Annotated in this window: 15 protein-coding genes; 6 read left to right on the forward strand and 9 right to left on the reverse strand. The window is 66.9% G+C overall.

Going from position 1 to position 13,186, the window contains the following annotated elements:
• Window positions 1-6: 6 nt before the first annotated feature.
• On the reverse strand, window positions 7-921 hold the full coding sequence (locus VKZ87_RS06425; protein WP_414655629.1) for a polyprenyl synthetase family protein: 915 nt from the start codon (window positions 919-921) through the stop codon (window positions 7-9).
• Between the two features lies 1 nt (window position 922).
• Window positions 923-1,180, reverse strand: coding sequence for an exodeoxyribonuclease VII small subunit (locus tag VKZ87_RS06430; protein ID WP_324220425.1), 258 nt, complete (start codon window positions 1,178-1,180; stop codon window positions 923-925).
• A 163-nt stretch (window positions 1,181-1,343) separates the two neighbouring features.
• On the opposite strand from VKZ87_RS06430, the gene VKZ87_RS06435 reads away from it, so the two are divergent.
• Together VKZ87_RS06435 and VKZ87_RS06440 are read left to right on the forward strand one after the other, a co-directional pair.
• Window positions 1,344-2,027, forward strand: coding sequence for a lipid-binding SYLF domain-containing protein (locus VKZ87_RS06435; RefSeq protein WP_324220426.1), 684 nt, complete (start codon window positions 1,344-1,346; stop codon window positions 2,025-2,027).
• A complete protein-coding gene (locus VKZ87_RS06440) occupies window positions 2,024-2,455 on the forward strand; it encodes a DUF3293 domain-containing protein (RefSeq protein ID WP_324220427.1) in 432 nt (143 codons plus the stop codon). Before VKZ87_RS06435 ends, VKZ87_RS06440 begins: the two co-directional genes overlap by 4 nt.
• A 1-nt stretch (window position 2,456) precedes the next feature.
• Here the strand turns inward: VKZ87_RS06440 and VKZ87_RS06445 are convergent, their stop codons facing one another.
• From VKZ87_RS06445 to meaB, 4 genes are all read right to left on the reverse strand, one after another.
• Window positions 2,457-3,641: an acetyl-CoA C-acyltransferase gene (locus VKZ87_RS06445; protein ID WP_324220428.1), complete on the reverse strand. Its 1,185-nt coding sequence runs from the start codon at window positions 3,639-3,641 to the stop codon at window positions 2,457-2,459.
• An 82-nt stretch (window positions 3,642-3,723) separates the two neighbouring features.
• Entirely contained in the window at window positions 3,724-4,872 is a 1,149-nt protein-coding gene (locus tag VKZ87_RS06450; RefSeq protein WP_324220429.1) for an acyl-CoA dehydrogenase family protein, read from the reverse strand.
• Between the two features lie 7 nt (window positions 4,873-4,879).
• Window positions 4,880-6,043: a pyridoxal phosphate-dependent aminotransferase gene (locus tag VKZ87_RS06455; RefSeq protein WP_324220430.1), complete on the reverse strand. Its 1,164-nt coding sequence runs from the start codon at window positions 6,041-6,043 to the stop codon at window positions 4,880-4,882.
• Entirely contained in the window at window positions 6,040-6,987 is a 948-nt protein-coding gene (gene meaB, locus VKZ87_RS06460; protein WP_324220431.1) for a methylmalonyl Co-A mutase-associated GTPase MeaB, read from the reverse strand. The genes VKZ87_RS06455 and meaB overlap by 4 nt, the downstream gene beginning before the upstream one ends.
• 62 nt (window positions 6,988-7,049) lie before the next feature.
• On the opposite strand from meaB, the gene VKZ87_RS06465 reads away from it, so the two are divergent.
• Complete coding sequence (locus VKZ87_RS06465; protein WP_324220432.1) at window positions 7,050-7,880, forward strand: ABC transporter permease; 831 nt, start codon at window positions 7,050-7,052, stop codon at window positions 7,878-7,880.
• Between the two features lie 3 nt (window positions 7,881-7,883).
• Here the strand turns inward: VKZ87_RS06465 and VKZ87_RS06470 are convergent, their stop codons facing one another.
• The 3 genes from VKZ87_RS06470 to VKZ87_RS06480 form a co-directional block, all read right to left on the reverse strand.
• Window positions 7,884-8,105 (reverse strand): hypothetical protein, encoded by a 222-nt coding sequence (locus tag VKZ87_RS06470; RefSeq protein WP_324220433.1) that lies wholly within the window; start codon window positions 8,103-8,105, stop codon window positions 7,884-7,886.
• Between the two features lie 120 nt (window positions 8,106-8,225).
• Window positions 8,226-8,669 carry a thioesterase family protein gene (locus tag VKZ87_RS06475; RefSeq protein WP_324220434.1) on the reverse strand — a complete coding sequence of 148 codons (444 nt, stop codon included), beginning with the start codon at window positions 8,667-8,669 and terminating at the stop codon, window positions 8,226-8,228.
• Window positions 8,670-8,671: 2 nt separating this feature from the next.
• Entirely contained in the window at window positions 8,672-9,838 is a 1,167-nt protein-coding gene (locus VKZ87_RS06480; RefSeq protein ID WP_324220435.1) for an iron-containing alcohol dehydrogenase, read from the reverse strand.
• 217 nt (window positions 9,839-10,055) lie between these two features.
• Between VKZ87_RS06480 and VKZ87_RS06485 the strand changes: the two genes are divergently transcribed.
• From VKZ87_RS06485 to VKZ87_RS06495, 3 genes are read left to right on the forward strand one after another with little or no spacing between them, the layout of a single operon-like run.
• Window positions 10,056-11,252: an aspartate aminotransferase family protein gene (locus VKZ87_RS06485; protein WP_324220436.1), complete on the forward strand. Its 1,197-nt coding sequence runs from the start codon at window positions 10,056-10,058 to the stop codon at window positions 11,250-11,252.
• Complete coding sequence (argF, locus tag VKZ87_RS06490) at window positions 11,249-12,193, forward strand: ornithine carbamoyltransferase (protein WP_324220437.1); 945 nt, start codon at window positions 11,249-11,251, stop codon at window positions 12,191-12,193. Before VKZ87_RS06485 ends, argF begins: the two co-directional genes overlap by 4 nt.
• A 19-nt stretch (window positions 12,194-12,212) precedes the next feature.
• Window positions 12,213-13,154, forward strand: a complete 942-nt coding sequence (locus VKZ87_RS06495; protein ID WP_324220438.1) for an Hsp33 family molecular chaperone — start codon at window positions 12,213-12,215, stop codon at window positions 13,152-13,154.
• Window positions 13,155-13,186: the final 32 nt, after the last annotated feature.

The following is a 13,186-nucleotide window of genomic DNA, read 5'->3' on the forward strand; positions in this document are numbered from 1 at the left end:
AGTGTGTCACGAGCGGCGGGTTATAACAAACTCCGCCAGTGCCTGCAAAATCCCGGCCGCTGGACCGAAAGATGCCAGCCGCGCCTGCGCCGAACTGGTTAATTCGGCGGCGCGGGCCCTGGCGCCCTCCAGCCCTAAAAGCCCGACAAAGGTGGCTTTTCCGGCCGCGGCATCCTTGCCCACCGCCTTGCCAAGCTCCTCGGCCGAACCCTCCCGGTCCAGAATGTCGTCGGCAATCTGGAAGGCAAGCCCCAGATCAGCGGCATAATCCCGCAGCGCTGACCGCTCCGCGGAGCCCGCCCTGCCCAGGATGGCGCCCGCTTCGGCTGAAAAGCGGATCAGCGCGCCCGTCTTCAGCGCCTGCAGATGACTGATTTCCGCCATGTCGAGAGGCTGGCCGGCCGCGCTGCGCTGCTCGGCGGCAATGTCGATCACCTGCCCCCCCACCATGCCGCGCGCGCCGGAGGCCTGGGCAAGTCCGGCGACCAGCGCCAGGCGAACCTCGGCTTCAGCGTGGGTTTCGGCATCGGCCAGCACGGCAAAGGCCTGGGTCTGCAGCGCATCGCCGGCCAGAACCGCCATTGCCTCGTCAAACGCCCGGTGCAGGCTGGGGCGGCCGCGGCGCATGTCGTCGTCGTCCATGCAGGGCAGATCGTCATGGGCCAGCGAATAGGCGTGCAGCATCTCGATGGCGGCCGCGGCGCGCAGCGACTGCGTGCGCGGCACGCCGAAGAGATCGGCACTGGCGACGCAGAGCACGGCCCGCAGCCTTTTGCCCCCGCCCAGGCAGGCGTAACGCATGGCCTCGTCGAGCCGGGCAATCGCTCCCTCGGGGCGCGGCAGCAGACGGTCGAGCGCGGCCTCGGTGGCCGCCCCGATCTCCCGCATCGCCGCCGCCAGGTCCGGCGACTGGCGCGCCATGTCAGTCGGCCTTGAAGGGCTGGGTCGAGGGCTGTCCGTCGGCGCCGACCACGATCTTTTCGATCTTCTCTTCGGCGGCCTTCAGCTTCGATTCGCAGTGCCGCTTGAGCAGCGCGCCGCGGCCGTAGAGCGCGATCGACTCCTCAAGGTCGACCCGGCCGCTTTCCAGCTTGGCCACGATCTCGTCCAGCGCCTTCAGCGCCGCCTCGAAACTCATGGCCGCGATATCGGCGGGGATCGCTTCGCCTGCCTTATCCATGCCGTCTCCAATTCCACAAAGCCGCCACAGTCTAAGGGTTCGCTATCCCCCGAACAACCCCGGCACCCGATTCGGTTCTGCAGTTCCAACCACGGTCACTGCCAAACCGGGCCGAGGCCATATAATCTGCTGATCTGCCAATCCGGAGAGGGGATTCCCGCCCATGACCACCCGTCGAACCCTGCTGGCTGCCGGTGCATTCGGCGCTGCTCTGCTTCTGGTGCCCCCCGCTGCTTTCGCCAACGAGGAGCAGAACCTGATCGACCAGGCGCGCATCACCGTGGACCGTTTTGCCGCCGACCCGCAGTTCAGCGACATGCGGCGCAAGCTGGCCCAGGCCAAGGGCGTGTTCATCGTGCCGCAGCTTCTGAAGGCCAGTTTCATCATCGGCGGCGAGGGCGGCTCGGGCGTGCTGCTGGCAAGAACGGCGAATGGCTGGAGCCAGCCGGCAATTTACACCATGGGCGCCGGCTCGATCGGACTGCAGATCGGCGGCGAGGCCTCCGAAGTCATGCTGCTGCTGATGAACGAGCGGGCCGTCGAAGCGATCCTGAGGAACGAATTCAAGCTCGGCGCCGACGCCACGGTTGCCGCGGGCCCCGTCGGTGCCGGCATCGAGGCTGCGACCACCACCAACCTCGGAGCGGATATCCTGTCCTATTCGAAGAGCCGCGGCCTGGCCGCCGGCGTTTCCGTGGAAGGCGCGGTGATCACGGCCCGGCACAGCCGGAACCAGACCTACTACGGCCAACCGGCGCATCCGCGCGACATCCTCTACCGCAACGTGGTTTCCAATCCCGGCACCGGCAGTCTGCTGCAGGCCCTGTCCTCGGCGGAGCTGCGGTGATCTCGCCTACGACACTGCAGGGTTATGCCGAAACGACCTACGCAATCCTGGTTCCGGACGGCGAACCGGTCGGGCTGCGACTGCACGAGCACAGCCCGGAGGCGGACGCCCTGCTGGACAGCCTCGGCGCGGACACGCTCTGCTGCCTGACGGCGTGGAATCCCTGCAGCCGCCGCTATCCGGCAACACGTAACATGGCGGCGCATCAGCGGCTGCGGCGCGACCTGGCACGACGGGGCTGGCCGGCCCTGCCGCATCTCGGCGTGCCGGACCAGCGCGGCTGGAGGGCGGAGCCCGGCTTTGCCATCCCCGGCATCACGAAGGAAAAGGCCACAGGTCTCGCCGAGACCTATGGCCAGTTCGGGATCGTCTTCTACGAGCGCGGCGGCGTGGCGGAACTGATCCTCACCCGTCGCGCGCTGCGCTGACTCAGGCGACTTCGAAAAGCCCGGCGCCGCCCTGGCCGCCGCCGATGCACATGGTGACGACCACGTATTTCACGCCGCGGCGCTTCCCCTCGATCAGGGCGTGCCCGACCATGCGGGCGCCCGACATGCCATAGGGATGGCCGATGGAGATCGCGCCGCCGTTGACGTTCAGGCGCTCATCGGGAATGCCGAGCTTGTCGCGGCAGTAGATCACCTGCACGGCGAAGGCCTCATTCAGCTCCCAGAGGCCGATATCGTCCATCTTCAGGCCGAAACGCTGCAGCAGCTTCGGCACGGCATAGACCGGGCCGATCCCCATCTCGTCGGGCTCGCAGCCGGCGACCGCCATGCCGCGATAGATGCCGAGCGGCTTCAGGCCGCGCTTCTCGGCCAGCTTGGCTTCCATCAGCACGCAGGCGGACGCGCCGTCGGACAGCTGGCTGGCGTTGCCCGCGGTGATGAAGTTGCCCGGGCCGCGCACCGGCTGCAGCGCGGCGAGGCCTTCCGCATTGGTGTCGGGACGATTGCCCTCGTCCTTGGTCAGGGTGACGTCCTTGTAGGAGATTTCCTTGGTCTCCTTGTTCACGACGGCCATCCTCGTGGGCATCGGCGCCAGTTCGTCGTCGAACTTCCCGGCCTGCTGCGCGGCGGCGGTCCGCTGCTGGCTGCGGAGTGCGTATTCGTCCTGTGCCTCGCGGCTGATCTTGTAGCGCTTCGCCACCGTCTCGGCGGTGTCGATCATCGGCATGTAGATGTCGGGCTTGTTCTTCATCAGCCATTCATCGCGGGCGCGGAACGTGTTCATATGCTCGTTCTGCACCAGCGAGATCGACTCCAGCCCGCCGCCGACCGCAATGGGGACATTGTCGAGGATGATCTGCTTTGCCGCAGTGGCGATGGCCATCAGGCCCGAGCCGCATTGCCGGTCGACGCTCATGCCGGCGACGCTGACCGGAAGGCCGGCCGCGACCGCCGCATTGCGCGCGATGTTGCCGCCGGTGGCGCCCTGCTGCAGCGCCGCGCCCATCACCACGTCATCCACCTCGCCAGGGTCGATGCCGGCGCGCTTCACTGCCTCGCGGATCACATGCCCGCCCAGCGTGGCAGCGTCGGTGTTGTTGAAGGCGCCGCGATAGGCCTTGCCGATCGGCGTGCGGGCGGTGGAGACGATGACGGCTTCACGCATGACAGTTTCCTCCGTGATATCGGTCAGGCGGAGACGCTAGCGCCAAATGATGTGCAGCGCAAAGGTTCCGCCGGGGCAGGTCTTACGCAGGCCAGCGCTTGGCAATTTCCTCCAGCATGACCTCTGTGGCGCCGCCGCCGATGGAGTGGATGCGGGCGTCACGCGCCATGCGCTCGATCGCCGATTCCCGCAGATACCCGGCGCCGCCGTGGAATTGCAGGCAGTCATACATGATCTGGCTGACCAGCTCGCCGCAGAGCGCCTTGACCATAGAAACCTCGCGGACAGCGTCCACCCCCTGCTCGACCAGCCAGGCGGCGTGATAGACCAGCTGGCGCGCCGCTTCCGTGCGCGCCTCGGCCATCGCAAGTCGCTGGCGGATCGCCTGCTTGTCAGCCAGAACGCCGCCGAAGGCCCTGCGGGTGGTGACGTATTCGCGGGTGATCTGCAGGGCCCGGCGGCATTCGCCGACCGCCATTGCACCGAGCACCAGCCGCTCATTCTGGAAGTTGCGCATGATGGCGTAGAAGCCGCGATTCTCCTCGCCCAACAGGTTCTCCGCCGGTACCCGGCAGTTGTCGAAGACGAGTTCGGCCGTGTCGGAGCAGAGCCAGCCATGCTTGCGCAGGCTGCGTCCGACGCTGAAGCCGGGCATGCCCTTCTCGATGGCAAAGATCGAAATGGCGCGAGAGCCCTTGGCCTCCGGATCGGTCTTCGCCGCGACGAAGTAAAGATCGGCATGGACGCCGTTGGTGATGAACATCTTGCTGCCGTTCAGCACGTAGGCGTCGCCGTCGCGCCGCGCCCGCGTGCGGATGGCGGCAACATCCGACCCGGCATCGGGCTCGGTGACCGCCACGGCGGTAATCAGCTCGCCGGCGACGACCCTGCGCATCCACCTGTCCAGCTGCGCCCTGTTGCCGGCATGGGCCAGATGCGGTGACGCCATGTCGGTATGCACCAGCACGGTGGCGGAGAAGCCGCCGAAGCCGGACAGGCCGCATTCCTCGGCAAGGATCGCCGAGGCGATGGCGCCCTGCGCCGAGCCGCCATATTCCTCGGGGTAGCGGATGCCGAAAAACCCGAGGGCGCCCATGCGGCGCAGCACCTCCCGCGGCACGAAGCCCTGCTCCTCCCAGGCCTCGCCATGGGGGCGGACTTCGTTCTCGATGAACCGTGCCACCTGCTCGCGCAGCTGAACGTGCTCGTCGCTTTCGTAGATCATGCGCATGGCTGTCCTATCTCAGATGCGGCACCAGCCGCTCCATTGCTTCCGAGAGCTTCGGCAGCGAGGCGGCATAGCAGAGCCGGATGCGGCCCTCGCCGGCGGGACCGAAGGCGATGCCGGGCGCGAGGCCGACCCGTGCCTTGCGCGCCAGCTCCTTGCAGAACTCGACGCTGTCGGTCATGCCATCGAGCGCGAAGAACGCATAGAAGGCGCCTTCCGGCTTGGCCAGCCGCACGCGCGGCAGCGGCGCCAGCGCCTGATAGACCAGGTCGGCGGCACGCCGGTAACGCTCGACCAGGCCCTCGATGTAACTGTCGCCCTCGTTCATCGCCGCGACGCCACCCCACTGCACGAAGGTGGTCGGGTGCGAGATGTTGAATTCGGTCATCTTCTCGACCGCCGTGCAGAGCCGCGGCGGCGCCACGATCCAGCCCAGGCGCCAGCCGGTCATCGACCAGCTTTTCGAGAATGAATTGATGATCACCACCGGGTCTTCGGGTTGCGCCAGGGTGTAATAGCTCGGCGCATGGCGCGCGCCGTTGTAGATGATGCGGCCATAGACCTCGTCGGACAGAATCCAGATGCCGCGTTCGCGGCAGAAATCGAGGATCGCCTTCAGCTCGGCTTCCGAAGCCACCCAGCCGGTCGGATTGCCCGGACTGTTGATCATGATCAGTCTGGTTGTCTCATCGCAGGCGGCGAACAGCTCGTCGAGGTCGAGCTTCCAGCGCCCGTCCTCCTGTGCCCTGAGGAAGACATCGCGCACCTCGCCGCCCATGGCTTTCATGGCTGCACGCCCGTTCGGCCAGATCGGTCCGATCACCACCGCGCTGTCACCCGGCTCGACCAGGCACTGCACCGTGATCATGATGGCGTTCATCCCCGACGCCGTCACCACCATCCGTTCATGCGGCACGCTCACGCCATAGGCACGGTTCAGATAGCCCGCAATCGCATCCAGCAGCGGCGCGATGCCACGGTTGGCGGCATAGAAGGTCTCGCCGCGCGCCAGCGCTTCCGCGGCGCCCCTGCGGACGAATTCCGGCGTCGGCTCGTCGCCCTCGCCGAACCACAGCTTGATGAGGTCGGGGATATCGGCCGAGGCGCGGCTGACCACGCGGATGCGCGAGCCGGGCAGGTCGAGAATGTTCTGGCAGATGGGAGCTTCGATCATGTTTTCCGGAGACGGCTGGTTATATCGTGAAGGACGGTTTCGATGTCGGCCTGGCCGGACAGCACCTGCTCGGCAAGCGCATCCGCTTCCACATCGGGCAGCGATTCGAGCGCGCGGCGCAAGCGGTCCAGCGCCAGCGCGTGCAGCAGGCGACGCTGCCGCGCCCTCGGATCGGGTCGCTTGCGGCGACCGATGGCAGCAATCGCATCGGCCAGCTCGGCGATTCCCTCGTTGCGCGTCGCGCTCGTCTGCAGCACCGGCACCGGCCCTTGGGCGCGCTGCGCGCTCATCGCGGCCAGCTGGCGCGCCGAGCGTTCGGCAAAGGGCAGGTCGGACTTGTTGACGACGAGTATGTCGGCGATTTCCAGAATGCCGGCCTTGATGGCCTGGATGTCGTCGCCGAGCCCCGGCGCATTCACCACCACGCGCACATCGGCGATCTCGGCCACCTCGACTTCCGACTGGCCGGTGCCGACCGTCTCGACGACGATGACATCCCGGCCCGCGGCATCGAAGACGTCGATCACGCGTGTGGCGGTGCGGGAAAGCCCGCCGAGATGGCCGCGGCTGGCCAGGCTGCGGATGAACACGCCCGGGTCGCCGGCATGCTGGGTCATGCGGATGCGATCGCCGAGGATGGCGCCGCCGGTGAGCGGACTGGAGGGATCGACGGCAACGACGCCCACCGTCTGGCCCCGCTCGCGCAATGCCCGGACATAGGCCGAAACCAGGGTGGATTTGCCCGCGCCGGGCGCCCCGGTGAAGCCGACCACGACGGCGCGGCCGAGCTTGTCGCGGATCGCCTGCAGCACGGCACGGGCCTCGGCCGTATCGTTTTCCACCGCGGTGATGGCACGCGCCAGCGCCGCACGATCGCCGCCCAGCAGGGCCGAAAGCCATTCAGGCGGGTCGGTCTGGACGGTTCGGGGCGGGGCTTTTTGCATCGCCGCACCATACGCGGTAAGAAGGCGGCCAGACAACATTCCCCGGACACCGAGTGGCTGACATGGCCGAGAACAGCACGACCGACACCACTTTCCGCCACGCGCCGGCGACGCCGCGCGATTACGGCCGCGCCAACTGGATGGGCCTGTGGACGCTGTATCAGAAGGAAGTCCAGCGCTTCATCAAGGTGATCACCCAGACGGTGCTGGCGCCCGTGGTCACCACGCTGCTCTTCTTTGCGGTCTTTGCGCTGGCGCTGGGCCGCAGCGACCGCGAGATCGGCGGCATGCCCTTTGTCGAATTCCTGGCTCCCGGCCTGATCATGATGGCGACGACGCAGAATGCCTTCGCCAACACGTCATCCTCGATCATGATCTCGAAGGTACAGGGCAACATCATCGACGTGCTGATGCCGCCGATCAGCGCCGGCGAATTCCTGTTCGCCTATGCCATGGCGGGGGTCACCCGAGGCCTGGTCGTCGCGCTGGCCGTCGGGCTTGCCATCACGCCCTTCGCCGGCACAACCGTCCATTCCTGGCCGGCAACGCTGTATTTCGTGTTCTGCGGCTCGCTGATCCTCAGCCTGATCGGCATCCTGGCCGGCCTGTGGAGCGAGAAATTCGACCATCTGGCCGCGGTGACCAACTTCATCGTCACCCCGCTGGCCTTCCTGTCGGGCACCTTCTACTCGGTGCAGCAGCTGCCGGACTTCTGGCACGGGGCGGCGCTGGTGAATCCGTTTTTCTTCATGATCGACGGCTTCCGCTACGGCCTGACCGGCCATACGGACGGCAACGTGATTCTGGGCGCGGTGGCTCTGGGCGCCACGGGCGTCGCCCTCTGGCTGTTCTGCTACGCCCTGCTGCGCCGGGGCTACCGGCTCCAGCCCTAGACTTCAGCGCTGCTGCGTACCGCGCAGCAGCGGAAAGGCGATCCAGCCGGCCACGCCCAGCAGCGCGCCCGAGGCCCAGGCGGCCGAGGTCTGGTCGTTGAAGATGATCGCGGTGATCGCGGTGGCGGCAGCGACAAGGCCGAGCAGCAGCACGAAATGGAAATGCGGCACGGCGGGCGTGACGACGGCATCGCGGCGCTGCCGGAAATCCGGATCTGCAGACATGCTGGCCCCTTCGGAAACGCAAATGACGATGGCCGCCAGCATGCCGTCGTCGCCCTGTGAATGCAGGTTAATTTACGGACACCTGGCGCCCTGCGCCGGCCGGCAGATTCGCGTCTGCGACTACACCAGGATCTTCTCGAGGCAGGCCCTGATCTTCGGCGGAATCGGCACCGGCCTCTGCACGCCGCGCTCGACAAAGACATGGACGAAATGGCCGGTGGCGGCGGGATGCCGGTCGCCGTCGCGGAACAGCGCGATTTCGTGACGCGCCGAAGAATTGCCCAGCTTCACCGTGCGCAGGCAGGCATCGATGGTTTCGGGATAGTTCAGCGACTTGTGGAAGCGGCAGCCGCTCTCCACCAGCAGGCCGATCACCGGATCGCGGGCCATGTCCAGCCCGCCGAAACGGATCATGTAGTCGTTCACCAGCGTGTCGAAATAGGCGTAATACTGAACGTTGTTGACATGCTGGTAGACATCGATGTCCGACAGCCGCGTCGGAATCCGCAGGGTATGCCGGTAGTTCTCGCGAACCTCCAGCTTGGGATCCAGAACTTCGCTCATCGTTACAGTGCCTGCTCATAGATCTTCAGCGCGTCGTCGTAGGTGACCTCGCGCGGATTGTTGACCAGCAGGCGCTGCTGGTTCATCGCATCCTTCGCCAGCATCGGCAGGTGATTGTGGCTGATGCCGACCTGGCGCAGCTGCTTCTCGAGCTTCACGTCGTCGATGATCGCCTCCAGCTCGGCAAGCAGGGCGCCGGCCGCGGCATTGGTGCTGCCGAAGCTGCTGCCCGGCAGCAGCACCGGCGCCAGCTCGCCGTATTGCCGGGCGGCCGTCTCGTTCTCGAGGTTGAAGCGCAGCACATGGGGCAGCATCAGCGCGTTCGACAGGCCGTGCGGCACATGGAAATGCCCGCCGACCGGATAGGCCAGCGCATGAACGGCGGCAACGGGCGCATTGGCGAATGCCATGCCCGCCAGCATCGCGCCCAGCAGCATCTCCGAGCGCGCCTGGCGGTCCCTTGCGCCCTCTTCCGAGCAGACCCTGCGGATGTTGCGCGACAGAAGGCTGAGCGCCTCGCGCGCCAGCGCGTCCGAGATCGGGTTCTTCTTGTGCTTCGATGTGTAGGCCTCGATGGCATGCACCATCGCGTCGACGCCGGTGGCCGCCGTCACATGCCGCGGCAGCCCCAGGGTGAGATCGGCATCCAGCAGGGCAATGTCGGGCAGCAGCATGGGCGAAACGACGCCCTTCTTCTCGGATTCGCCCGTGGTGATGATCGCGATGCCGGTGACTTCCGAGCCGGTGCCGGCGGTGGTCGGCACCTGGACCAGCGGCAGCCGGCGGCCCTTGCAGAAACCGACGCCGTAGATTTCCGAGAGCTGCTGGCTGGCAACCGGCAGGAAGGCGACCAGCTTGGCGATGTCCATCGACGAACCGCCGCCGAAACCGACCACGCCGTCGGCGCGATGCTGCCTGGCCGCCTCGACGGCTTCATGGACCAGCTTCTCCGGCGGATCGGCTTCCGTCCTGTCATAGATCGCGACAGCGATCCCGGCCGCTTCCAGGCTCTCCAGTGCGGCTTTCGGCAGGCCCAGCTTCATGACTCCCGGATCGGTGACCAGGATCGCCCGGGTGACCCCCAGCTCGGCCAGCAGACCGCCCAGTTTGGTGCTGGCGCCCGGCTCACAATAGACCCGGCGCGTGGTCTCGAAGCTGAGGGTGGTCATGGCTCTCCTCCGGCAATTTCGTGATGTTTTCCAGAGACTAGCACCGGGACGGAAAGTCCGGCCAGTGCCGGGCGGGCCGGTTCCCCGCCATTGTCGGCGTACATTGGCTGAATTGACACATGACCTTGCCCGACCTTAGAGTCCGACCTCCCGCCAGCCCGGCGCGAAAAGCCCGGGGCTGGCGTCGTCTTTTTCAGACCGAACCGGAGAAGGTGTCGTGAGCGAAGCATTGATGTCGACCTACGCGAGGCAGGACCTCGCGTTCGAGCGGGGCGAGGGTTCCTACCTCTACACCGCCGACGGTCGACGTTATCTCGACTTCGGCTCCGGCATCGCGGTCACCGCGCTGGGTCACAGCCATCCGCGGCTGGTGAAGGCCCTGCAGGAGCAGGCGGCCAGGCTCTGGCATGTCTCCAACCTGTACAAGTCGCCCGAGCAGGAAGAGCTGGCGGCGAAGCTGGTGGCGCACTCCTTCGCCGACAAGGCCTTCTTCTGCAATTCCGGCGGCGAGGCCAACGAGGGCGCGGTGAAGATCGCGCGCAAATACTGGGCGGCCAAGGGCAAGCCGGAGAAGTACCGCGTCATCACCTTCGACGGCGCCTTCCACGGCCGTACGCTCGCCATGCTGTCGGCCACCAACAACAAGAAGTATCTCGAGGGCTTCGGCCCGAAGGTCGAGGGCTTCGATCACGTTCCGCTGAACGACCTGAAGGCGGTGAAGGCCGCGATCACGCCGGAGACGGCGGCGATCATGGTCGAGCCGATCCAGGGCGAGGGCGGCATCCGCGTGGTGCCGACCGACGTGCTGCGCGCGCTGCGGCAGATCTGCGACGAGAACGACCTGCTGCTGATCCTCGACGAGGTGCAGACCGGCATGGGCCGCACCGGCAAGCTGTTCGCCTATGAGTGGGCGGACATCGAGCCGGATATCATGTCCCTGGCCAAGGGGCTGGGCGGTGGCATGCCGATCGGCGCCGTGCTGGCCACCGACGAGGCCTGCTCCGGCATGGCGCCGGGAACGCACGGCACCACCTTCGGCGGCAACATTCTCGCCGTGACGGCGGCGAATGCGGTGCTCGACGTCATGCTCGAGCCCGGCTTCTTCGACGGGGTACAGAGGCGCAGTTCCTATTTCCGCCAGCAGCTCGCCATGCTCAGCGACCGCTATCCCGATCTGATCGAGGAGGTCCGCGGCCAGGGCTTCCTGCTGGCGCTGAAGACCCGCATCCCCAACGGCGACTTCCAGGCCGCCCTGCGCGACGAGCATGTGCTGGGCGTGACGGCGGGCGACAATACCGTGCGCCTGATGCCGGCGCTGACGATTCCGGAAAAGGATCTCGCGGAGGGCATCAGCCGCATCGAGGCGGCCTGCCGCAGGCTGCAGGGCCAGATGCAGGCCGAGGCGGCAAAATGAACGCGATGCAGACCCAGTCGGTGCGGCACTTCCTCGACCTGCACCTCCTCTCGCCGGATGTCCTGCGCGGCATCCTGACCAATGCGGCGCGCATGAAGGCGGGCCGCCGCGGCTGGCCCAAGGGAGCCGTGGAGCCCGACCGGCCCGCGGCCGACCGGATTCTCGCGATGATCTTCGAGAAACCGTCCACGCGCACCCGGCTGTCCTTCGACAGCGCGATGCGGCAGCTGGGCGGCGAGACCATCGTGCTGCGCGCCGACGAACTGCAGACGGGCCGCGGCGAATCGATCGCCGACACCGCCCGCATCCTGTCGGCGAATGTCGACGCCATCATGATGCGTACGGGCAAGGCGAAGAACCTCACCGAACTGGCCGACAATGCCTCGGTGCCGGTGATCAACGGCCTGACCGACGACAGCCATCCCTGCCAGGTGATGGCGGACGTGATGACCTTCGAGGAGAAATGCGGCCCGATCAAAGGCCGCAAGCTGGCCTGGGTCGGCGACGGCAACAACATGGCCACCTCGCTGATCCACGCGGCGGTGCTGTTCGGCTTCCGCCTCGATCTCGCCTGCCCGGACGAGCTGCGGCCCGACGCCGGGGTGCTGAAATGGGCCGCCGAGCGCCAGGGCCAGATCCGCGTCACCAGCGATCCCGCCGCGGCCGTCGGCGATGCGGCCTGCGTGATCACCGATACCTGGGTCTCGATGGGCATGAAGGACGCCGAGCGGCGCCACGCCATTCTCCGGCCCTTCCAGGTCAATGCCGCCCTGATGGCCAAGGCGGCGCCGGACGCGATTTTCATGCATTGCCTGCCCGCCCATCGCGGCGAGGAAGTGACCGCCGAGGTGATCGACGGTCCGCGTTCCGTCGTCTTCGACGAGGCGGAAAACCGCCTGCATGCGCAAAAGGCGATCCTGGCCTGGTGTTTCGGCGCCTGACCGCTCCTATATAGGCCCTGTGAGTACGCTTCCTCTTCGCGACGATCTGTCGCTGCCATTCCAGGTCGAGCAGTGCGATGTGCGTGGCCGCATCGTGCGGCTGGGTCCGGCGCTCGACTCCCTTCTTGCCCGCCACCGTTATCCCGAGCCGGTCGCGCATCTGCTGGCCGAGGCCCTGGTGCTCGTCGCCACGATGGGGACGGCCCTGAAATTCGAAGGCGTCTTCTCCCTCCAGGCGAAGGGCGACGGGCCGGTTTCCGCCCTGGTGGCGGATTACCGCACGCCCGGCCATCTGCGCGCCTATGCCAATTTCGACGCGGAACGGCTGGAAGGCCTCGAACTCGGACCGGGCGGCACGACAGGACTGGTGCCGCTGCTGCTGGGCAAGGGCTATCTGGCCTTCACCATCGATCCCCGGAGCGAGGATTTCGAGCGCTACCAGGGCATCGTCGATCTCTCGGGTGCGAGCCTGGCCGATGCGGCGCATGCCTATTTCGCCCAGTCCGAACAGCTCAATGCCCGCGTGGTGCTCGCCGCGGCCCATCGCAGGGGCAGTGACGGGCGCAGGGCCTGGCGTGGCGGCGGCGTGCTGCTGCAGCAGCTGCCGCTCGATCCGGGCGGACTGACGCAGGAAGAGCGGGCGGCGGCCTGGGAGAAGATGCAGGTCCTGCTGGGCACCGCGACCGCCGCCGAGCTCACTGACGCCGCACTCGGGCAGAATGAAATTCTGTACCGGCTGTTCCACGAGGATGGCGTGCGCGTCTTCGAGACCGCACCGCTGCTGGACCAGTGCACCTGCACGCCCGACCGGGTGAAGGGCATTCTCTCGACCTTCTCCACCGACGAGATCGAGGCCATGGCGGTGGACGGAACAATCACCGTGACCTGCCAGTTCTGCAGCGAAAGTTACCGCTTTCCGGCGGAGGTGGTGCGGCGCGCGGCGGGCAGCCTCGACGCCTGAGCTGCCTCCGGCGCCCGTCGATCCTTCAGCAG

It is taken from the genome of Ferrovibrio sp., assembly GCF_035304305.1.
Taxonomy (GTDB): Bacteria; Pseudomonadota; Alphaproteobacteria; order Ferrovibrionales; family Ferrovibrionaceae; genus Ferrovibrio.